Source organism: Pararhizobium sp. IMCC3301, from assembly GCF_030758315.1.
Taxonomy (GTDB): domain Bacteria; phylum Pseudomonadota; class Alphaproteobacteria; order Rhizobiales.
This window is the reverse complement of sequence record NZ_CP132336.1, coordinates 408,057-428,966: the sequence shown is the minus strand read 5'-3', so window position 1 is coordinate 428,966 and position 20,910 is coordinate 408,057. Positions and strand designations below refer to the sequence as shown.

Below are 20,910 nucleotides of genomic sequence, written 5' to 3'. Positions count from 1 at the left end.
CGCCAACAGATCGCCAGTATCTGAAAGTAAACCTGCCGGAGACTCAAATGTCGGATCTGCCAGAAAATGCGCGTGTTGTCATAATCGGGGGAGGTGTTGTTGGCGCTTCATCGTTGTATCATCTGGCCAAGGCGGGCTGGACCGATTGCGTCCTGCTGGAAAAAAATGAACTGACCGCCGGTTCGACATGGCATGCGGCGGGAAACATCCCGACATTTTCCAATTCCTGGTCGATCATGAATATGCAGCGCTATTCAACTGATCTGTACCGGCGTCTGGGCGCGGAAGTTGACTACCCGATGGACTATCACGTCTCCGGGTCGATCCGGCTGGGGCACAGCCGAGAGCGGATGCAGGAGTTTGAACGGGTCGCCGCAATGGGGCGCTATCAGGGGATGAACATCGACATGATGAGTGTTGATGAGATCAGATCGCGCTATCCCTTCGTTGAGACCCATGATCTTCAGGGCGGTCTTTACGATCCCGGTGACGGCGATATCGACCCGGCGCAATTGACCCAGGCTCTGGCAAAAGGTGCCCGGGATATGGGCGCACGCATTTTCCGGTTCTGTCCGGTGACCGGTGCCCGGCGGAAGGGCGATCAATGGGTTGTTGAAACCGCACAGGGCGAGATACGCTGCGAATATGTCGTCAATGCAGCAGGCTATTATGCCCGCGAAGTTGGTAAAATGTTCGGTCGGGATGTGCCGATGATGGTGATGAGCCATCAATATCTGCTGTTTGATGATATTCCGGAAATTGAAGCCTGGTCACGCGAAGCGGGCACCAAACTGCCGCTGCTGCGCGATGTCGACAGTTCGTATTATCTGCGGCAGGAACAATATGGCTTGAATCTGGGTCCTTATGAACGCAATTGCCGGGCTCACTGGATTTCGCCGGATGATCCGATGCCGGAGGATTTTTCATTTCAGTTGTTCCCCGATGATCTGGACCGGCTGGAATGGTATCTTGAGGATGCTGCGGCGCGTGTGCCGTTGCTGCAGACCGCTGGACTGTCCAAAGTTATCAACGGTCCGATTCCCTATACGCCGGACGGAAACCCGCTGATCGGGCCGATGCCGGGCGTGCCGAATGCGTTTGAAGCCTGTGTTTTCACGTTCGGAATCTGTCAGGCCGGCGGGGCTGGCAAGGTTCTGGCCGAATGGATCATCGAGGGGCAAACCGAATGGGACATGTGGGCTGTCGACCCGCGCCGGTTTACCGATTTTGCCGATCATGACTATTGCATCGAAAAAGGCATGGAAGTTTACGGGCACGAATACGCCATGCATTTCCCGCATCATCAATGGCCCGCCGGGCGCAACCGCAAACTGTCTCCCGTACACCAGCAGATTGCGGACATGGGAGCACAGTTCGGCGCCTATAATGGCTGGGAGCGCGCTGACTGGTTCGCAATGGAGGGCGATGATACCTGCGAAGCTGCAAGCGAACGGTGGGATCGCCATGGCCCCTGGTTCACGCGGGTGCGCGAGGAGTGTCATGCGGTCCGCGATGCCGCCGGGATACTGGATTTGCCGGGATTCTCTAGATTTCGTCTCAGTGGCACAGGCGCCCGCGATTGGCTGAGCCGGCTGATGACCGGCAGTGTGCCGAAGCCGGGCCGGATCGGCCTGGCCTATTTTTCAGACGAGAGCGGGCGCATTGTCTCGGAAATGTCGGTCATGGCGCTGGATGAAGACCTGTTCTTCCTGATCACAGCGGCCGGAGCGCAGTGGCATGATCTGGAATGGCTGCAGCGGTATCTGCCGGAGAACGGAGATATCGAGATAGTGGATATGACCACGGAGTTTTCGTGCCACATCCTGTCCGGGCCAAAGTCGCGCGAGATACTCGCGCAGATTTGCGATGCCGATCTGCAATTGTCCTGGCTGTCGCATCAGACCACACGGATCGCAGAGCGTTACTGCCAGTTGGTGCGGGTGTCATTCGCCGGGGAACTGGGATGGGAAATCCACTCCAAATGCGCCGATACGGCGGTCATTTTTGAGGCGGTGATGGGTGCGGGCCAAGCCCACGGTCTGAAACCGTTCGGCATGTTTGCCCTTGATGCGCTGCGTCTTGAAAAAAACTACCGCAGCTGGAAGCGCGATCTGTCGACCGACTATACACTGCTGGAAGCCGGACTCGACCGGTTCATCAAATGGGACAAACCGGAGTTTATAGGCAAGTCGGCACTGGCAGAGCAACGCCTCCAGGGTGTTGCCAAACGCTTTGTCACACTTGTCGTCGATGCGGGCCGGTGTGACGCGCCCTATATGTCGACGCTCTGGCATGAGGGTGAAATCGTCGGCGAGACCACTTCCGGCGGCTGGGGCCACCGCGTCGATAAATCCATCGCTCTGGGCATGCTGCGCACAGATCTGGCGGTGCCCGGCAACCCGATTGAGGTGGAGATATTCGGTGAGCGGTTCAAAGCCATCGTCCAGCAGGACAAGCCGTTGTGGGACCCGGAAAATGCGAGATTGCGCAGTTGAGTAGAGCGGTTGCCAACCATGCGAACGACACAGCCTGATCAGCTCAGCCGGCAAGATCTGCGTTGACGTCTTTTATCCGGTAGACCAGCCGGTTCTGAGTGAACCTTCTATTTATGCTTGAAGTCGGGTTGGCGCTTTTCGGTGAAGGCCGCCATGCCTTCTTTCTGGTCTTCGGTGGCAAACAGCGCATAGAAAACACGTTGTTCGTAATGCAGACCTTCTGCAAGTGAGGTTTCAAAGGCGCGGTTGACCGCTTCCTTGGCCGTCACCACAGAGGGGCGCGAATAGCCGGCAATGGTTGTGGCGGCTTTCATGGTTTCGGCCATCAGCTCAGCTGCCGGAATGACCCGCGCCACCAGACCGCTGCGCTCCGCCTCTTCGGCGTCCATCATGCGCCCGGTCAGGATCATGTCCATTGCCTTGGCCTTGCCGATGGCGCGCGTCATGCGCTGCGTACCGCCCATGCCCGGAATGATGCCAAGCTTTATTTCCGGCTGACCGAATTTCGCGGTGTCAGCGGCGAAAATCATGTCGCACATCATTGCCAGTTCGCAACCGCCGCCAAGGGCAAAGCCGCTGACGGCGGCAATCGTCGGAATTTGATTGCCAGCCATCGCATTGTAGCGTCCGAAGAAGTCGCTCATCAGCATGTCGATATGGGACTTGCCGGACATCTGCTTGATGTCGGCCCCGGCGGCAAACGCCTTTTCCGAGCCGGTCACGACAATGCAGCCGACATCGGGATTGTGCGACAGATCCTCAAAATGGCTTTTCAACTGGCCCAGCAGCTCGGCATTGAGGGCGTTGAGGGCCTCCGGCCGGTTCAGGGTCAAAACCGCAACCCGTCCGTGCATCTGCAAAACAACCGTGTCGCTCATAGTCCATCGTCCTTCACATTTTCCAGAAACTCGATCATGCCGGAAAAATCCGTGCCACCCAGCCCGGCATCCACCATTTGCTGATAGAGGTTTTTGGCATGACTTCCAAGAGGGGTTACCGCACCGGCACCGCCTTCGCCGCAATGCACCGCTTTCTGTCCCATAGTGCCGAACTGCGCCATACCGGTGGAAAAAGCCTGTTTGGAACCGCCGATCATGAAAGTCAGAGTGCCTGCGGCCGCGCCGCCGAGCTAGGCCATGGTCGGCATGCTGAATTCCGCGCCCTGGCGGATGCCCGAAGGCCAGCGCGAGGTGATTGTCTTGGTCTTGGTATAGAACCGGATAGCGTCAGGCCCGTGCTGATTGAGATCGCCGAAGGATGAGCGCTTCCAGCCGCCGAATGTGTGATAGGCCAGCGGCACCGGTATCGGCACATTGACGCCGACCATACCGACCTGGACCCGGGAGGTGAAATCCCGCGCCGTATCGCCATCGCGAGTGTAAATCGCAACGCCATTGCCATATTCATGGCTTGACGGCAGATCCAGCGCTTCCTCATAAGTGTTGGCGCGCACCACTGACAGGACGGGGCCGAAAATCTCTTCCTTGTAAATGCGCATGTCCTTGGTGACATTGTCAAACAGGCAGCCGCCCATATAGAAGCCGTCCTCATAGCCCTGCATCTTGAAACCGCGACCGTCGACGGTCAGGGTTGCGCCTTCCTCAAGTCCGAGATCGACATAGGAGCGCACCCGGTCCAGCGCCTGGGCGGTGACAAGCGGGCCGTAATCGGCTGCAGGGTCGGTCGATGGGCCGATTTTCAGACTTTCCACCCGTGGCACGAGTTTTTCCATCAGCGCATCGGCAGTGGCTGCGCCCACCGGAACGGCCACCGAGATGGCCATGCAGCGCTCGCCGGCCGAGCCGTAGCCGGCCCCGATCAGCGCATCGACCGCGCGGTCGATATCGGCATCCGGCATGATGATCATATGGTTCTTGGCCCCGCCGAAGCACTGCACGCGTTTTTCATTGGCGCAGCCGCGGCTGTAGATGTAACGGGCGATATCGGTTGATCCGACAAATCCAATGGCCTCGATATCGCGGTGGTCGAGCAGCGCATCGACGGCTTCCTTGTCGCCATTGACGACATTGAAAATGCCCTTTGGCAAACCGGCTTCGAGAAACAGTTCGGCAATCCGCATCGGCACGCCGGGATCGCGTTCGGAGGGTTTCAGAATGAAGGCATTGCCGCAAGCAATCGCCGGGGCGGCTTTCCACAGCGGGATCATGGCAGGAAAATTGAAAGGCGTGATGCCGGCGACCACACCCAGCGGCTGGCGGATCGAGTGCAGATCGATGCCGGGACCGGCGCCTTCGGTGAATTCACCTTTCAGCAGATGCGGTATACCGGTGCAGAATTCCACCACTTCAAGACCGCGCTGAATGTCGCCGCGCGCATCGGGAATGGTCTTGCCGTGCTCGCGTGCCAGCAGTTCGGCCAGTTCATCATAATCGCGCTGAACCAGCTCGAGGAATTTCATCATCACCCGGGCGCGGCGCTGCGGATTGACCGCCGCCCAGGCCGGCTGCGCCGCCTTGGCATTGGCAATGGCGGCATCGACCTCGGCAGCACTGGCAAGGGCAACCCGGCCCTGAACCTCTCCGGTCATCGGCAGAAACACATCCGCCTCGCGTCCGCTGGTGCCTGCGATATTCTGTCCGTCGATAAAGTGGCCAATGCTGCGCATGTCAATCTCCGCTGCGGTTTGAATCTGCTCAAGCCCGACACTACACATGGCTTTGCACACTTGAACAGATGGAGAAAATCGCTATCCATTGTGCAGATATGCACAATGGCAGCGGATTGGCTGGGAAGTTATGAACTGGGATGATTATCGTTTCTTTCTCTCGCTGGCTCGGTCCGGGCGGTTGAGCGCGGCGGCAAAACTGCTCGGCGTTGATCATGCCACCGTGTCGCGCCGGGTGCGGGCGCTGGAGGAGGCGCTTGACACAAAACTGTTTGACAGATCACCCGGCGGCTATGCGCTGACTGCGGCCGGGCAGGATCTGATCGCCATGGCGGAGCAGATGGAAAGCGGCGTCATTCAGGCGGAAAATGCCGTTGGCGGCCAGCGCGAAAGCCTGTCCGGCAGTGTCCGCATCGGCGTGCCGGAGGGTGTTGCGGCCTATATTGTGGTGGAGGCGGCGCAGAAGCTTTGCGAGCGCTATGCGAAGCTGGAAGTGCAGCTGATCGCGCTGCCACGCCGGTTTTCGCTGTCGAAACGCGAGGCGGATTTCGTTGTCGCCGTGTCACGACCGGAAACCGGGCGGCTGAAAATCCAGAAAATTGCCGATTACAAGCTGCATCTTTACGCCACCCAAGCCTATCTCGACCAACATCCGCCGGTACGGGATATCGCGGCGCTGCAATCGCTGCGCGGCATCGGCTATGTGCCGGAACTGATTTTCGACAAGGCGCTGGATTACATCCCGCTGGTCGATCCGGCGTTCCGCCCGCGTCTGACCAGCACCAGCGTGCATGTGCAATTGCAGGCGGTGCTGAACGGGGCAGGCGTCGGCATCGTCCATGATTTCATGGCACGGCGCTATCCCGAGCTGCACCTCGTGCTGCCGCAGAAGGTTTCCTTCACCCGCAGCTTCTGGGGCGTGGTGCATGAGGATTATGCGCAGATAGAGCGTATCCGCGTTTGCTCGGCGGCAATTATTGAACATATGCGCGAGGTGTTGAGGGACGGGTGAGGGGGGTGATTTATACTTCTGCGCGGCACCTGGCACATTCGCAGACACTTTTCGGCCAGGAAGGGCGGGAAGTCGGCATTGCAAAGCTTCGCGAACAGGAATTACCTTTGCAGGATCGAACCCTTCTGGCTTAAGTGTGCCTAAGGTTCGCATATTTCGCCCCTTGTTCGGCCAGGATCACGTTTTTGAGTCCATCCAGCGTGATGCGATAATGTTCTGCCAAGCGGCAACATGCGCGCTCGGCGTCGTGGTCGAGGACGGCATCAAGGATTGCCTGGTGTTCGGCGGGAGCACCCTCGCGTCGCTGCTTGCTCGGATTGGTGTTCATGGAGAGATTTCGGTATCGCACCGCCTGATCCATCAGGGTCGAACAGAATCCGAGAAGCCACGCCGAACCGCAGCGGTCGAGGAGCAGCATGTGGAACGCTTTGTGCCGCATTTCCCACTCCTCGGATATCTCGCGCCCCGCTTCTTCGGGCAGACGTCGTTGTGTGCGCGCAAGCTGGTGACAACTCACGACGAGTTCGTCCTCCCAGGCATCGTCGCCATGGTTGATCGATTCCCTGAGTGCCAGCGATTCAATCCAGATGCGCGTCTTCACCAGTTCTTCGAGATCGGAAATGGAAATCGGCGCAACGTAGAAGCCCCGATGGCTCTTGCGCTCGACGAGGCCTTCCGATGAGAGCCGGTTCAGTGCCTCGCGCACCGGTACGGCGCCGATGCCATAGCGCTCCGAAATGGCCTCGATCTGAAGCTTGTCATCGGGAAACAGTTCTCCCAGCAGGATGTCGCGGCGAATCCTGTGATATGCCTGTTCGGACAGGTTCCTGATCTCCGACACAGTGGTCTCAGCACCACTCATATCAGCCAACCCCGCCTGGCAGATCGGACTTGTTCCAGAACACAAACCGGCGCTGCATCCAGACGACGGTGAAGTAGAGTACGAGGCCGAGAAGGCTGAGATAGAGGATCAGCGCGAAGACCCGCGGCGTATCGAGCTGGCTCGCCGACTGCCGGATCAGCGCGCCAAAACCCCTGCCGCCACCCAGAAACTCGCCCGTAATTGCCCCGGCCATGACACCGACCGCCGCGATCTTCAGGCCAGTGAAGATGTAGGGCAGTCCTGTCGGCAGTTTCAGCCGGAGAAGCGTCTGCATTCGATTCGCGCCCATCGACTTGAAAAGCATCCGCTCGTTTTCAGAGGCGGCGTAGAGACCGGCGGCCGTGGAGACGACAATGGGAAAAGTGGCGATGAAGGCTGCAAGCGCAACTTTCGAGCCGATATCGAATCCAAGCCAGGCGATGAAGAGCGGCGCGAACGCAACTTTCGGCATCGTGTCGATCGCCACGAGATAGGGCATGACCGCGCGCTCGCCGAATTTCGTTTCGCCCACCAGTACGCCGAGCGAAAACCCGATCGCGACCGCAATGAGGAACCCGTAGAAAACGGTGAGCGTCGTCGTCCACAGCGCGACAAGCATGTATTCGCCACTGATCAGGTTGTGACCGACGAAGATCAGGTCATTGAGCGTCTCGGCGGGTGTGGGGAGAATGATGGCCGACACCCATCCCAGGCGCGTGACCAGATCCCAGATCCCGACGACGGTGACAAACAGGAATGTCATCGCCACCCAGCGCGGAATGCGGTCGATGAAGGCCTCGTGCTCGACCCACACGGTGTCGTCGGCCCACACCGTGTCGTCGCGGGGCTTCTGCGCCATATCGGTCATACGAAGGCCTCTTTTCCCAACAGGTTGCGGATATGCGCTACGATCTCTCCGAAGCGCGGCGTGTTAATCATCTCCAGAGTGCGAGGCCGTGGCAAGTCGATCCGGACATCCTCGACGATATGCCCCGGCCGGGCCTTCATGACAAGTATCCTGTCGGACAGGAATACGGCCTCGGCGAGCGAGTGGGTGACGAGGAATGTCGTGGCGCCGCGTTCCGTGCAGATGCGCTGCAGCTCCATGTTCATGAAATCGCGGGTTAATTCGTCGAGCGCTGAAAAGGGCTCGTCGAGCAGCAGCATCGCCGGGTCGCTGATCAGCATCCGGCATATGGAGGCGCGCTGCGCCATGCCTCCCGAAAGTTCACCTGGATAGACATTGGCGAAATCGCCGAGGCCGACCAGTTCCAGAAGCTCCATGGCCCGCTCGCGCGCGGCACGTGCGGCGCCACGCCCATCTCTGATCTCGATCGGCATGACGATGTTCTCGATCGTGGTCTTCCACGGCAGCAGCGTTGCCTGCTGGAACATCATTCCGATATCCCGTCTCGGACCGACCACGGGACGGCCCTCAAGCACCACGCGTCCGGTGGTGGGCGGAAGCAGACCGGCCATGATTTTGAGCAGCGTCGATTTTCCACATCCTGAAGAGCCGATCACCGAGACGAATTCGCTCTTGTGGATCGTCAGATGCACGTCGGTGAGCGCGACGAGACTGTTGCGGGCATAGGTCTTGGACAACCGCTCGATCTCATAAACCGGCCGCGCCTCGGGCGCGACCAGCAGGGGTCTCAATGGCTGGGGCTCCGCCATATATCTCAGGCGTTCCAGCCCGCAACGAACTCGTTCGTGTAGGCCGCCGAAAGGTCAGGCAGGGCTTCCGAGAGCGCCCCGGAGGCAACGGCGGAATCGTGGATCGCCTGCCAATGCTCCGGTGGCTGGTAGCCGTATCCCTTGTCCATGAACGCGTCCGTCGGGGTCATCCGTACAACCACACCATCGAACAGCGAGGCCGCGTAGTCCTGCTCGCCTTCCTGTGGATTGCCAGCGGCGCAATGGGCCAGGGATGCGTCCTTGTTGGCAGGATCGGAGGCAAATTGTGTGCCCCGAACCAGTGCGCGGCCGAATTTCGGCGCGAGCTCCGGCATGGCTTGCATCTGGCTTTCGAGCATTGCAATTCCGTTGCCGAAGAACCCGAGATAGGCTTCGGGGGTGATCTCTCTGAGTTCGAGGCCACGGGCTGCCAGAATCGCGGCATCGGAGACCGCGCCGGCATAAGAATTGACCTCATCACGCAGGAAAGCGATTGCGGCCGTTCCGCCGTCACCGACAGGCAGATAAGTGAAATCGGTCCCGTCGGACATGCCGAGATCGGCCATGATCGCGCTGGTGAACGAGACTTCTGCCCCGTCGGCAGTGCCAACGCCAATCACAGTGCCCTTCAAATCGGCGGGTGTCTGGTATGCGCTGTCCGCCTTGACGAGCAAGCCGAAGACCGACTTTGGATAGAGATTGTAAAGGAACTTCACATCCACGCCGCGTGCACGCGCCCCAAGCGTGGGGCCGGGCCCTGGAGCGCCGATCTGGGCCTGTCCGGCCGCCATCGCCTGAAGCACCGCGGACGATCCGTCGATTGCTTCGAGGGTCGGCGCAAGCCCTTCATCTGCGAAATAGCCTTCGCCCACGGCCACCCAATAGGGCAACCACGTCAGCGCAGAAGGGTTTGGCACTGCAAAGGTGATCGCTGTCTGGGCACGTACGATGGACGGCGCGCCAATGGCTGCCATGGCAATGCTGCCCATTGTGAGTTTGCCGAAACCGCGGCGGGATATCTGGTTGCGTATCGTCATTTGAAAGTCCTCCCAATCGTTGTCGTGTCGTTGTCGTGTCGTTTCCGTATCATTTTCGTTTTGATTTCTTGGGGCCCCCCGGAGCGCGATGGCCCCAAAGATCCCATTCAACGATATACGATTTTGCAGAAAACACCAAAAAAATATATGATCTGGTTTCGACACAGGAATAATATCTTGATATACACGCCAAAACGAGGAAGCCTGAGCGGAGCGTGAATCGCAAAATAACGCATCAGCATGCCCGTCTATGAACCCGGCCCAGTCTATAAAGCCGGCCCCGTCTATGAACCCGTTCAAGGAAGAAACCTATGGTAGCCTTTGCCCTTTCGCCGCCGCAGCAGGCGTATCTCGACATCACAGCGTCCGACGACAAGTTTGCGGTCCGCCGCATCTACTGCATTGGCAAGAACTATCTCGCCCACGTCCGGGAAATGAACCAGGACGAGCGCGATCCGCCGGTGATTTTCATGAAACCGTCGGACGCCATCGTGCGAAACGGCGGCGAAATCCCCTATCCGGTCTTCACCAACAATTTTCACTATGAGTGCGAACTCGTCGTCGCCCTGAAATCCGGAGGCTACAACATTCCCCGGGCCGAGGCGTCGAAGCACATCTTTGGCTATGCTGTCGGCCTCGACATGACCCGCCGCGACCATCAGGCGAACGCGCTGGAAAAAGGTCTGCCCTGGGAGGTGACCAAGGGTTTTGATCACTCCGCGCCGGTCGGTCCGCTCACCCGCGTCGAGGAGACCGGTGTGATGACCAGTGGACACGTCCGGCTCGAGTTGAACGGCGAAACCCGGCAGGATGCCGACATCTCGCTGTTGATCTGGAAGATTGATGAAATCATCGCCAAACTCTCCGAACAGCACAAACTGGCGGCTGGCGACATCATTATGACGGGCACGCCGGCGGGCGTCGGTCCGGTCGTCACCGGTGACGTGCTCGACTGCTCGGTCGACGGGCTGGAGCCGATGCAGGTCCGCATCGCAGATCCAGCCGCGTGAACGTTGCCGCGCGCCTTGCAGCGCTCGGCACGGCGACCGTGGGGGAGGCCGCATCGCAGGCGCGGCTATTGCTGGCACCGCTTCGACCGATTGGGCATGGAATGCGCGTTGCCGGCCCGGCGCGGACAGTGCGCTGCCGTCCCGGGGACAATCTTGCCCTCCACCATGTCATCGCTGCGGCCTCGCCGGGTGACGTGATCGTGGCGGATTACGGCGGAAGCTGCGACAGCGGTCCGTTCGGCGAAATCATGGCGCTTGCCTGCCAGCTGCGTGGCATCGCGGGACTTGTGATCGACGGTGCCGTGCGCGACAGTGCCGAAATCGCGGCGATGGGTTTTCCCGTCTTCGCACGCGGCCTCGACATCCGGGGCACGACAAAACGCGACAGGGGCGAGATCGACATAGCGCTGGAGATCGGCGGGGTCAGGATCACCCCCGGCGATATGATCGTCGCCGATGCCGACGCGGTCATCGTGCTGCCGGCAGCCGCCGCCCGTGCCGCGCTTGCGGCAGCGGAGGCCCGCGCCGCCGGCGAGGCGCGCATGATGGAACGGCTCCGCGCGGGGGAAACAACACTTCAGATACTCGGATTAGACAAGTCGGATTGAACAGGCCGGATTGAACAGGGAAATCGCACCATGACACATATCGCAATCGTCGGAACCGGGCGGATGGGAACCGCCTTTGCCAGGCGCCTCATTGAAGTCGGTCACAGGGTTACCGTTTGGAACCGCACGCAGTCGCGCACGGCGGCGGCAGCCGAGGCCGGGGCAATTGTCGCACCCGATCTTGCAACCGTAACAGAAGCAGACGCGATCCTTGTCTCACTCACCGATGCCCCGGCGATCGAGGCGGTAACGGCGGAACTGATCCGCGCCGGCATCACAGGCAAACTCATCATCGATCTGTCGACCCTGCTTCCCGACGAGACGCGGGCGCAGGCCGAAAAATTCGCCGCCGCAGGCGCCGATTTCGTCGACTGCCCGGTCGGCGGCACGGTCGGCCCGGCGCTCAAGGGGCAATTGCTTGGCATGGCAGGTGGCACCGGGACGGGCTTCGCGCGGGCAAAGCCGGTGCTTGAGCAACTCTGCCGGCGCGTGGAGCACCTTGGCCCGGCCGGTACCGGCGCCCAGATGAAGCTCGCGGTGAATCTCCCCCTGGCGATTTACTGGAAGACGCTCGCCGAGGCACTGACAATGCTGGAGGGTTCGGGCATCCAGGCCGAAACCGCCATCTCGCTGATCGCGGACAGCTCCGCCGGACCGACGGTTCTGAAGAACCGCGCGCAGGTGGTTGTCGACACATTGAACGGAACCGACCAGCCGGGCACGTTCGATATCGCCGGGCTGGCAAAGGACCTTGAACTTGCGCTCCGGCAGGCGGCGCTCACCGGACGTCCCATGCCGCTCTCGGAAGAAACCAGAAAGAGCTACGCAAAGGCGCTGTCCAGCGGTCTGGGAGGGTTCGACGGCGCAAGCCTGACCCGGCATCTCGCCAGCGATTGAGCTGCAGGCGCCGGATGACATCGCGCCGCTCGATCCGGCCTTCCGCCTGTATCTGACCGCTACCCGCGTGGATGTGCAATCGCAGGCGGTGCTGAACGGGGCAGGCGTCGGCATAGTCCATGATTTCATGGCACGGCGCCATCCCGAACTGCACCAGGTATTGCCGCAACGGGTCTCCTTCACCCGCAGCTTCCGGGGCGTGGTGCATAAGGAGTATACGGAGGTGGAGCGCATCCGCGTTTGGTCGGCAGTGATTATTGAGCATATGGGGGGGGGGTGCTGAGGGACGGGTGAGGATGTCGGGTATGACTGGGGCAGCGCGAGCACCGGCCATTATCGCAGGCTATTGTCGGCCGTTTAGGACGGGAAGCGGCCATTCGCTGCTGACGCAAATTTGTTGTGCCCTCGAGTTGTAAGCAGACTTAAATGATCCTGCACAAACACAGAAGAAATCACGAGAAGATGATAAATTAAGCGCGCATGAGATAAGGATTGCCCGTCGAGTTTGCAGCAATCGCTGGCTTTTTAATAAGCTAAAATATAATTAGGCCAGTGGAGCTCCGGAATTTGTAGGAAGCGACATTTGTTACATTGTAGTGTGAAGTGAGATTCAGCTTTGAAAACTTTAATGACCACCAGTGGTGGAAAATGACAAACTCCGGCTCGCAATGGCTGCGGTGGGAACCGCATATCCATGCGCCAGGTACGGTTCTCAACAATCAATTCAAGGGAACTGATACTAAGGAGCAGTATCTTGCGAAGATTGAGTCATCGACGCCCCTAATTCGGGCGCTTGGCGTCACGGACTACTATTTGCTCGACACCTATGAAGAGGTTTGCGAGGCGAAATACCAAGGCGGTCGACTTTCTGGTGTCGACCTAATATTCCCAAACGTCGAGCTTCGCCTGGCATTTGGGACAATCAAAGGCAATTGGGTCAATTGCCACCTTCTCATCAATCCTGAGGCAATTGATCATGTTCAGGCCACACAGCGCTTTTTAGCACAGCTGACGTTTGATGCATTTGGTGATCGATTTACGTGTACGCCTGAGGACCTTACGCGACTTGGCACGAAGGTTGATAGCAAACTGTCCGACCGAGTTGCACTTGCCCGTGGGGCAACGCAATTCAAAGTAAACTTCGAGCAACTCGTAGAAGTTTACCGAGCCGTAGACTGGGCAAAACAAAACATCTTAATAGCTGTTGCAGGGAGTGGAAATGACGGTACTTCTGGCATGCGGGGTGAAGCCGAAGGTGCTCAACGCCAGGAAGTCGAAAAGTTCGCCCACATCATTTTCTCTAGCAGCCCAAGTCAGCGTGACTATTGGCTAGGAAGAAAGAGCTCGGAGAGCGACATTCGGGAACGCTATGGTGCTCTCAAGCCATGCCTTCACGGCAGCGATGCTCATGACACAGCGAAGGTAGGCGCTCCGGACGGAGATCGTCTTTCCTGGGTTAAGGGGGGAGCTCACTTCGACACTCTCAGACAAGCTGTGATTGATCCGGGCGGGCGTGCATATGTGGGTACAGCACCGCCGATACGCGCGACACCATCGCAGGTGCTCTCGCGTGCCACCATTCAGGGAGCCCAATGGGCGCGCTCACCTCAGATTGATCTTAACCCAGGTCTCGTCGCTATCATCGGTGCACGAGGTTCTGGAAAAACAGCACTTGCTGATGCAATAGCCGCAGGCTGCGACGCCGCCTCTCAAAGCTTAAGCACGGCATCATTTCTTGTTCGCGCAGGTAGTCTGCTGTCAGGCGTTAGCGTGAAGATTGATTGGGGTAGTGGCGACCCGTCGGAGCGCGAACTACTGGATTACGAATACGATCCCGAACTTGATGGGCGGTTTCCCAGAGCACTCTACCTTTCCCAGAAGTTCGTAGAAGAACTTTGCTCGGCCAAGGGAATGACGGATGAGCTGCTCGCCGAGATTGAGCGCGTGATTTTTGAAACTCACCCTGAAAAGGATGGAACGTTTCGGTTTGATCAATTGCTTGAACTTCGCGCGAACCGGCATCGGCTGGCGCGCGCGCGAGAAGCGGGAGTGATTGTATCGCTGTCCGATCAGATCGGATTGGAGCGGGAGAAACGCTTGCGAATTACAGGGCTTAAACAGCAACTTTCGCAGAAAGAGCAACTGGTTAAGGGCTTGGATTCTGATCGGAACAAGCTCATCGTCAAAGGAAGTGAACCTCGGGCGGAGAGACTTACTGTTATCGCTAACGCAGCCGAGAAGGTCCGCTCTTATATCCGGTTCTATGCAAATCAGGGTACCTCGCTGCTATCGTTGCAGGATGAGGTAAAAGCGTTCCGAGAGAACAAGGCCCCTGAGGCTTTGCGTGCCACGAAATCCAGTTTCGTTGCTGCACGCCTCGACGAAAGCGACTGGGATGCATTCCTCCTCAAATATCACGGTGACGTGGACGTGGCACTTACCGCAAAACTTACCTCGGCGCAGCAAAGCGCTAATTCTTGGAGAGGAATGAAACCTGCACCGCCGGCGGAGGTCAATCAGTCCTATCTTGCTGACGATGCAGATCCAGTGAAAACGCCTCTCGCGATATTGGAGGCAGAAGCCGACCGTCTTCAGACAGTCATCAACATCGATACGGAGACTGCCCAAAAATTTGCCCGGCTGGTCAAGCGCATAGCGGAGGAGAACACACAGATCGAGAACCTGCGGACTTCACTAGTTGACTTTGAAGCCGCTGCAGAGCGAATGCGGACACTTAGCCAAAGCCGGCAGCAAGCCTATTTGCGTGTGTTCACATCCATCATTGCAGAAGAGCAGGTTTTGCGCGAACTCTACCAGCCGTTAGTCGACCGGCTGCAGACAGCGAAAGGTTCGCTGCAGAAACTCTCGTTTTCGGCCACCCGTAAGGCGGATGTGCGAGAGTGGGCTTCCGACGGCGAAGAACTGTTTGATCTTAGGCGGGCTGGGGATTTCAAGGGCAAAGGCTCTATCGAGCAATGGGCAAATTCCCATATCCAAGCTGCCTGGGAAACAGGGGATGTTGCTTCGATCGACAAGGCACTTCAGCACTTCACAGAGGAATGGCAGGACGAATTGATGGCGGTTGCGAATGTCCCGGCTGACGACGCGACCGCCTATCGAAACTGGCTGATGCGTTTTGCCAAGTGGCTGTTCAGTACCGATCACATCCAGATCGAATACGGTATTGATTATGAGGGCACAGACATTACCAAATTGTCGCCTGGTACCCGAGGCATCGTCCTTTTGCTTCTCTACCTTGCACTTGACGAAGCTGATCAGCGGCCACTCATCATTGATCAGCCGGAAGAAAATCTTGATCCCAAGTCAATATTTGACGAACTCGTCAGTTTGTTCATAGCGGCGAAAGCAAAGCGGCAAGTAATCATGGTCACCCATAACGCCAATCTCGTCATCAACACTGACGCCGATCAGATCATTGTTGCCACGTCGGGACCGCACAGCCCTGGCGAATTGCCCCCAATAACATATCAATCCGGCGGCTTGGAGGACGCGGTCATGCGAAAGCACGTTTGCGATATTTTGGAGGGTGGAGAAGAAGCGTTCAAGGAACGCGCGCGTCGCCTCCGCGTCCGGCTCGAGCGATAAACTCACTCGGGTCGGACAATTCAATGTGAGCTTTCGCGTTAGTCACACCATGATGGAAATATTTCGATGAAACCTGAGTCCGGAACTAGGGGACAAAATGAATTCGCAAGCTGGTGTGAGCCGGAGGGGTTTCACGCTCAAAGGTCTGACCCCGACCGCCTTGGCTGGGATTTTATGCTTGAAGCCGACCCGAAGCGCGGTCCCGACCGGCCTCTTGACCAACAAAATGACCTTTTGAAGTTTCTTGTCCAAGTCAAAACCACAGAACATGCCACATCGACACCACGCATCAAACTTTCAGCTCTGAAGCACCTGGTTGACACGGATCTGCCAGCCGCAATCGCAATCCTATTCTATGCAAAAGGGGGGAGACGTTCTAAACGGTGCCTGATCGTACCTGTGGACGAAGCCCTCATCGCCGACACTTTGCGACTCGTCCGTGCGCAGGAGGCGAAGGGCAACAGAGAGATTCATAAGGTCAAAGTTCCCATACCCATGGAGCGCGCAACAGCAATCGGTCCTGACGGAGAAGGCTTGTCGAGTGCCCTGCACGATATCGTGAGCCGCTCCCCCAATGCGTACATCGCTCACAAGAAACGCGTCCGAGAAACCTGCGGGTTCGCCGACGAACTAACCATCGGGCGCTTCTTTGTTCCCGGCGAAAACGCCCACCATAAGCTGGGTGACCTTTTCCTTGGAGGAAAAAGGCAGCTTGAGATCAATCACCTGACTATCGAACAGCGTCGATTTGGGATTCCATTGAACAACGACCAGTTCTATCTACGCGATGCCATTCTCGAAATGGATGCTCAGGCGCTTCTCTCTGCTTCGATCGAGATTGAGGCGGAAACAGGCGAGTGGATCTCAATTCCCGTCGATGTCTTCATCCCGCCACCTTTCTTGGCAGATCGGGAAACGTCGAAAATTCGCTTCGCGAACCAGTACTTCGAGGTCGTCTTCGATTTTCAAAAAGAGTGGGCTGGTGTCACCTTCGACTATGATGGCAGCCGAAAGGTTGAACTCGAAGAGGCGGTTTCAATTTACGAAATCGGCGCAGTTCTGGCCCGACCCAAAAAATTGCTGACTGTTCAATTCATAGACGCCCGAATGACGCTTCCAATCGTCGAAGAGCAGGGGCCGTTCAAGCATTGGATTCCTGTTGCACCCATGCTGCGGAGGATTTGCTCGGCACTCAATAGATCCACCCGCCGCCCACAGGGTACCATTCGGTTGGAGACGTTCAATGAGTGGGTGGAAACTCACTTCGAGTTGCTGGCATTGGGATCGACACCTGACGGTAACTTAAACTTTTCACGTTGGCCGGAAGACGGGATAGTTGACGAGGTAGGGGAAATTTTGGCTCCAATATCCGTCGAACTGATGGGGATCCAGTATGCCGCTCTCATTGAATTACCTATTGCTTCAGTTGCTCGCGATGACAAAGAGATTAAGATCATTGCAGGGCAACCTAGTGTGGTTGATGACGTAGTCCGCGCACCAGGTGCCGACACGTCCGACTTCATTGATCTGTGTGTTGAGACTTTCAAACGGCGCAAAGGGATCGCTGGTCCTGTACTTATTTGCGGTGGTTTTGAGGCATAGATGAGTAGTTGCGCTGCGGCAAGTTTCCAGCGCTTATCAGTTGACGGATCTGACGAGTGACCCCCTCGCGTTCACACAGGCCAATGCTTTGACACGGCAACTCGAATTGGCGTTTGCACTGACGCCGGCGCCTTACGGATGTATTCCAACGCAGCGGCGAGTTGCACCTGCGGTTGCCGATTGAGAAAGCGTAGAGCTGCCTCGACAGAAAATTGTTCCCCCGCACGTTTGGTGAAATTACTGGCAAGGGCTGTCCAGATTGCAGCATCAAAGTCGCTTGCTACGAGCCAAGATCGGATTGTCTTGACTGTCTCAGGATGCCGCTCTAACGCGCGAATACTAGTATCATCTGTTTGCATTGTAACATATCCAACCCCATTCACGTGGTGCATTCCTTCGCGGTCTCGAAGATTTTCCTTTGCCTGGTCAAGCGCATTAAAAGCACTTTCGGCCGCATAGGTGCTGCACGGGCTACCATTCTCTTCATCAATGACTAAGGTGAGCCGACGCGGTTTGCCACTGATTCCAGAAATACGGCTAAATTCGATAGGGAGTGTAAGACCGCTTGGCGAAAACTCAGTAGCCTGTTTGAGATTTCTTGGGTCCCACTGCAGCGAGCCCCACGCAAGAAATGCGATTTTCATTTGCATTTTCTTTCAGATGGGTCTCGTCTCTTAACGGATATATTTAACTCAGCGATACGGCTAATTTCCACTGGAAATTCCTAACATAACAAAGCACCTGCAGACTTGATTGGTTTCCAATTCGCGCGGCTACGACGAATGTTTCTTTGGTGGGCCGCAGCATGGCATGTTGACTGGAGCTCGGAAGGCAGCTATGGGCGCGAAAGCGCTATTCATCCAATGTTCTGATTTGCGCAACCCCTCACCATCAAAAGAACCCCCATCACCGCCCCAGCACACCCTTCATGCCTGCCTCGGGAAAACACGTTGTCGCGCGCCGATTCGCCTCCTGCCAGCGGCCTATGGAGCGGCGGGTTTTGAAGCCGGGGAGGCCGTCGGCGCCGCCGACGTCGTGGCCCTGGGCTTCAAGTGCGCGCTGCATGGTGGCCACATCGGAGCGGTAGAGGCCGCCGACAGCGCCCCAGGGGGCGGAAAAGTCGCCGGTGCCATACTGGATGCGGTCGCCGACATGGCCGACAAACAGGGCGTAGAGATCGCTGTTATTATAGGCTTTGAGGACGAAGAAATTCGGTGTGGCGATGAAGGCCGGGCCGTTGCGGCCGGCCGGCATCAGCAGATAGCCCTCGGCCCGTCTTTCGTGGTCCGGGAAGGGTTTTCCGGAGACGCGGCGGATGCCGGCCGCTTCCCAGGTGGCGATGGTGCGGCCCTGATCGGGACCTTCCAGCGAACAGGAGACGGATGGCGGCACAGTGACCTCAAAGCCCCAGTCGCGGCCGCTGACCCAGCCATGGGCGGACAGATAGGAGGCGATCGAGGCGATGGTGTCGGCTTGCGAGCCCCAGATGTCGGCGCGGCCATCGCCATCGCCATCGGCAGCGTATTTGAGGAAATTGGAGGGCATGAATTGCGGCTGGCCGAGGGCACCGGCCCAGCTGCTTTTCATGGCGCGTTGCGGTGCATGGCCGGCTTCAGCGATTTTCAGCGCTGCAATCAACTCATCGGTGAAATAGGGCGCGCGGGTGCTCATGAAGGCCTTGGTGCCCAGCACCTGAAACGCGTCATAGGGGATGGATGCGCGGCCATAGCCGCTTTCGCGGCCCCAGATGGCAAGGATGATGCGCCCCGGCACGCCGGTGCGCCGCTCCACTGCCGCAAGAATTTTAGCATAGCGCGCCGCCATCTGCCGGCCGGTGGCGGCTGCCCCGCCAACCGCGCCGCGCGAGAAATATTTGCCGGGCGCGCTGAACTCGGCCTGGCGCTGGCGCTGCGGCACGCGGGCGACGGTGCCGGGCGGCACCAGGTCCGGCAGGTCCCAGTTCAGCGTCACTCCGGTAAAGGCGACCTCAAAGGTTTTGCGCGACACGCCTTCGGCCTGCGCCCGTGGCAGCACTGTTGCATCCAGCCAGTTGCGGAATTGCCGCTCAATTGCGGCGCGGTCCTGAGCGAAAGCGGGCGCGGACAGAGCTGTCAGCGCCAAAGCCAAAGCAAGGTTGCGGAGCAATCGGCAGGTGAATGAGCGGATTTGGGGCCAAAAAGCCAATTCAAGAGGGCGGTTTTTGCGGCAAACACTCATCAAATGATCTCCGTGGGGCCGGGTTGAAACAGCTCCGATTCTGCGGCGAGACTGGCAAGGGCGGATGCTGCCGTCAAGCGTGCAGTCCTGCGCTTGCAGTTGCCAATCAAAAACACCACCGACGCTGGCCAGGACCGGACTTGCGGATGAAATAATCGGGATAAGTGGCGGCGGCGTATGGACCTTGTCGCATTGCAGCCCTAGTTTGCCCCTGATCCGTGTCAACAAATCCACAGGCAACCCTACAGGTGATCACCATGCTCAGCCGCTTTTCAAATGCGCGCCGTTTTCTGGATTTATCAGAACAGGAAATGCTGGCGCTTGCCATCTCGGCGGAGGAGGATGATGCGCGAATCTACCAGAGCTACGCCACCAAGGTGCGCGATGAATTTCCTGCCAGTGCCGCGCTGCTGGACGGCATGGCGACCGAAGAGGGGTTGCACCGGCAGCGCCTGATCGATCTGCACAAGGTGCGGTTTGGCGATGAGATTCCGTTGATACGGCGCGAACATGTGGCCGGCTATTACGCCAGGCGGCCGGTGTGGCTGATCGAAAATCTCGGGATTGAACGAATTCGCGATGAAGTCGCCAATATGGAGGACGCGGCCCATGAGTTTTATCTGCGCGCTGCGGCGCGGGTGACAGATGCCGATACGCGGAAACTGCTCGGCGATCTGGCCCAGGCGGAAGCGGGCCATCTGGCCAAGGCGGGCGAGCTGCAGGACACCCATCTGCATGCGGATGCGCTGGAGCAGGAAAATCAGGAATCCCACCGCAAATTCATTCTGACCTGGGTGCAGCCCGGTCTGGCGGGGCTGATGGACGGCTCGGTGTCCACTCTGGCGCCGATTTTCGCCACCGCTTTTGCAACGCAGGATACCTGGACAACATTTCTCGTCGGTCTTGCCGCCTCCATCGGTGCCGGCATTTCCATGGGATTTACTGAAGCGGCTTCCGATGATGGCCAGATTTCAGGCCGTGGCTCACCGATCAAGCGCGGATTTGCCTCCGGCATCATGACGACGGTTGGCGGGCTGGGCCACGCGCTGCCCTATCTGATCCCGGATTTCTGGACGGCGACAAGCATTGCCTTCGTGATCGTGTTCATCGAATTGTGGGTGATTGCCTGGATTCAGAACAAATATATGGATACGCCGTTCTTCAGGGCGGCGATGCAAGTGGTGCTGGGAGGTGCGCTGGTGTTTGCCGCAGGCATCATCATCGGCAGTGCCTGATACTGATGCAAACACCGAATACGAGC

Annotated in this window: 16 protein-coding genes and 1 pseudogene; 8 read left to right on the top strand and 9 right to left on the bottom strand. The window is 58.2% G+C overall.

The genetic code is table 11. The annotated features are described in order from the left end of the window. The first annotated feature begins 47 nt into the window (after nt 1-47). Entirely contained in the window at nt 48-2,495 is a 2,448-nt protein-coding gene (locus tag RAL88_RS01940) for an FAD-dependent oxidoreductase (protein WP_306266903.1), read from the top strand. Nucleotides 2,496-2,602: 107 nt separating this feature from the next. On the opposite strand, the gene RAL88_RS01935 is transcribed toward RAL88_RS01940, so the two are convergent. The 3 genes and pseudogenes from RAL88_RS01935 to RAL88_RS01925 form a co-directional block, all read right to left on the bottom strand. After that, nucleotides 2,603-3,373: an enoyl-CoA hydratase gene (locus RAL88_RS01935; RefSeq protein WP_306266901.1), complete on the bottom strand. Its 771-nt coding sequence runs from the start codon at nt 3,371-3,373 to the stop codon at nt 2,603-2,605. A gap of 122 nt (nt 3,374-3,495) precedes the next feature. Continuing rightward, nucleotides 3,496-3,621: pseudogene (locus tag RAL88_RS01930) on the bottom strand (NAD(P)-binding domain-containing protein); the annotation flags it as partial. A gap of 3 nt (nt 3,622-3,624) precedes the next feature. Further along, complete coding sequence (locus RAL88_RS01925) at nt 3,625-5,121, bottom strand: CoA-acylating methylmalonate-semialdehyde dehydrogenase (protein WP_306266899.1); 1,497 nt, start codon at nt 5,119-5,121, stop codon at nt 3,625-3,627. 130 nt (nt 5,122-5,251) lie between these two features. Between RAL88_RS01925 and RAL88_RS01920 the strand changes: the two genes are divergently transcribed. Beyond that, nucleotides 5,252-6,133, top strand: coding sequence for a LysR family transcriptional regulator (locus RAL88_RS01920; protein WP_306266897.1), 882 nt, complete (start codon nt 5,252-5,254; stop codon nt 6,131-6,133). A gap of 130 nt (nt 6,134-6,263) precedes the next feature. Here the strand turns inward: RAL88_RS01920 and RAL88_RS01915 are convergent, their stop codons facing one another. From RAL88_RS01915 to RAL88_RS01900, 4 genes are read right to left on the bottom strand one after another with little or no spacing between them, the layout of a single operon-like run. After that, complete coding sequence (locus RAL88_RS01915) at nt 6,264-6,995, bottom strand: GntR family transcriptional regulator (protein ID WP_306266895.1); 732 nt, start codon at nt 6,993-6,995, stop codon at nt 6,264-6,266. Nucleotide 6,996: 1 nt separating this feature from the next. Then, a complete protein-coding gene (locus RAL88_RS01910; RefSeq protein ID WP_306266894.1) occupies nt 6,997-7,863 on the bottom strand; it encodes an ABC transporter permease in 867 nt (288 codons plus the stop codon). Then, nucleotides 7,860-8,654, bottom strand: coding sequence for an ABC transporter ATP-binding protein (locus tag RAL88_RS01905; protein WP_306266893.1), 795 nt, complete (start codon nt 8,652-8,654; stop codon nt 7,860-7,862). Before RAL88_RS01905 ends, RAL88_RS01910 begins: the two co-directional genes overlap by 4 nt. A gap of 23 nt (nt 8,655-8,677) precedes the next feature. Then, the gene (locus RAL88_RS01900; protein WP_306266892.1) at nt 8,678-9,709 is read right to left on the bottom strand and encodes an ABC transporter substrate-binding protein; all 1,032 of its coding nucleotides are present in this window, start codon (nt 9,707-9,709) and stop codon (nt 8,678-8,680) included. Nucleotides 9,710-10,020: 311 nt separating this feature from the next. Between RAL88_RS01900 and RAL88_RS01895 the strand changes: the two genes are divergently transcribed. From RAL88_RS01895 to RAL88_RS01875, 5 genes are all read left to right on the top strand, one after another. Continuing rightward, nucleotides 10,021-10,719 (top strand): fumarylacetoacetate hydrolase family protein, encoded by a 699-nt coding sequence (locus tag RAL88_RS01895; protein WP_306266890.1) that lies wholly within the window; start codon nt 10,021-10,023, stop codon nt 10,717-10,719. Nucleotides 10,720-10,757: 38 nt separating this feature from the next. Next, entirely contained in the window at nt 10,758-11,327 is a 570-nt protein-coding gene (locus RAL88_RS01890) for an RraA family protein (protein ID WP_306266888.1), read from the top strand. A gap of 30 nt (nt 11,328-11,357) precedes the next feature. Then, nucleotides 11,358-12,224 carry an NAD(P)-dependent oxidoreductase gene (locus tag RAL88_RS01885; RefSeq protein WP_306266887.1) on the top strand — a complete coding sequence of 289 codons (867 nt, stop codon included), beginning with the start codon at nt 11,358-11,360 and terminating at the stop codon, nt 12,222-12,224. A gap of 648 nt (nt 12,225-12,872) precedes the next feature. Beyond that, entirely contained in the window at nt 12,873-15,830 is a 2,958-nt protein-coding gene (locus tag RAL88_RS01880) for a TrlF family AAA-like ATPase (protein WP_306266885.1), read from the top strand. A gap of 174 nt (nt 15,831-16,004) precedes the next feature. Continuing rightward, nucleotides 16,005-17,432, top strand: a complete 1,428-nt coding sequence (locus RAL88_RS01875) for a hypothetical protein (protein ID WP_306266883.1) — start codon at nt 16,005-16,007, stop codon at nt 17,430-17,432. Nucleotides 17,433-17,503: 71 nt separating this feature from the next. On the opposite strand, the gene RAL88_RS01870 is transcribed toward RAL88_RS01875, so the two are convergent. Continuing rightward, a complete protein-coding gene (locus RAL88_RS01870) occupies nt 17,504-18,076 on the bottom strand; it encodes a hypothetical protein (RefSeq protein WP_306266882.1) in 573 nt (190 codons plus the stop codon). A gap of 262 nt (nt 18,077-18,338) precedes the next feature. After that, nucleotides 18,339-19,649: a lytic murein transglycosylase gene (locus RAL88_RS01865; RefSeq protein WP_371932137.1), complete on the bottom strand. Its 1,311-nt coding sequence runs from the start codon at nt 19,647-19,649 to the stop codon at nt 18,339-18,341. Nucleotides 19,650-19,906: 257 nt separating this feature from the next. Here RAL88_RS01865 and mbfA point away from each other — a divergent pair, with 257 nt between their 5' ends. Beyond that, on the top strand, nt 19,907-20,884 hold the full coding sequence (gene mbfA, locus RAL88_RS01860) for an iron exporter MbfA (RefSeq protein ID WP_306266879.1): 978 nt from the start codon (nt 19,907-19,909) through the stop codon (nt 20,882-20,884). Nucleotides 20,885-20,910: the final 26 nt, after the last annotated feature.

What these genes read in the sequence shown, in the direction of transcription:
- RAL88_RS01940 (WP_306266903.1), top strand. Translation starts at nt 48, where the DNA reads ATGTCGGATCTGCCAGAAAATGCGCGTGTTGTCATAATCGGGGGAGGT.
- RAL88_RS01935 (WP_306266901.1), bottom strand. Translation starts at nt 3,373, where the DNA reads ATGAGCGACACGGTTGTTTTGCAGATGCACGGACGGGTTGCGGTTTTG.
- RAL88_RS01925 (WP_306266899.1), bottom strand. Translation starts at nt 5,121, where the DNA reads ATGCGCAGCATTGGCCACTTTATCGACGGACAGAATATCGCAGGCACC.
- RAL88_RS01920 (WP_306266897.1), top strand. Translation starts at nt 5,252, where the DNA reads ATGAACTGGGATGATTATCGTTTCTTTCTCTCGCTGGCTCGGTCCGGG.
- RAL88_RS01915 (WP_306266895.1), bottom strand. Translation starts at nt 6,995, where the DNA reads ATGAGTGGTGCTGAGACCACTGTGTCGGAGATCAGGAACCTGTCCGAA.
- RAL88_RS01910 (WP_306266894.1), bottom strand. Translation starts at nt 7,863, where the DNA reads ATGACCGATATGGCGCAGAAGCCCCGCGACGACACGGTGTGGGCCGAC.
- RAL88_RS01900 (WP_306266892.1), bottom strand. Translation starts at nt 9,709, where the DNA reads ATGACGATACGCAACCAGATATCCCGCCGCGGTTTCGGCAAACTCACA.
- RAL88_RS01895 (WP_306266890.1), top strand. Translation starts at nt 10,021, where the DNA reads ATGGTAGCCTTTGCCCTTTCGCCGCCGCAGCAGGCGTATCTCGACATC.
- RAL88_RS01885 (WP_306266887.1), top strand. Translation starts at nt 11,358, where the DNA reads ATGACACATATCGCAATCGTCGGAACCGGGCGGATGGGAACCGCCTTT.
- RAL88_RS01880 (WP_306266885.1), top strand. Translation starts at nt 12,873, where the DNA reads ATGACAAACTCCGGCTCGCAATGGCTGCGGTGGGAACCGCATATCCAT.
- RAL88_RS01875 (WP_306266883.1), top strand. Translation starts at nt 16,005, where the DNA reads ATGCTTGAAGCCGACCCGAAGCGCGGTCCCGACCGGCCTCTTGACCAA.
- RAL88_RS01870 (WP_306266882.1), bottom strand. Translation starts at nt 18,076, where the DNA reads ATGAAAATCGCATTTCTTGCGTGGGGCTCGCTGCAGTGGGACCCAAGA.
- RAL88_RS01865 (WP_371932137.1), bottom strand. Translation starts at nt 19,649, where the DNA reads ATGAGTGTTTGCCGCAAAAACCGCCCTCTTGAATTGGCTTTTTGGCCC.
- mbfA (WP_306266879.1), top strand. Translation starts at nt 19,907, where the DNA reads ATGCTCAGCCGCTTTTCAAATGCGCGCCGTTTTCTGGATTTATCAGAA.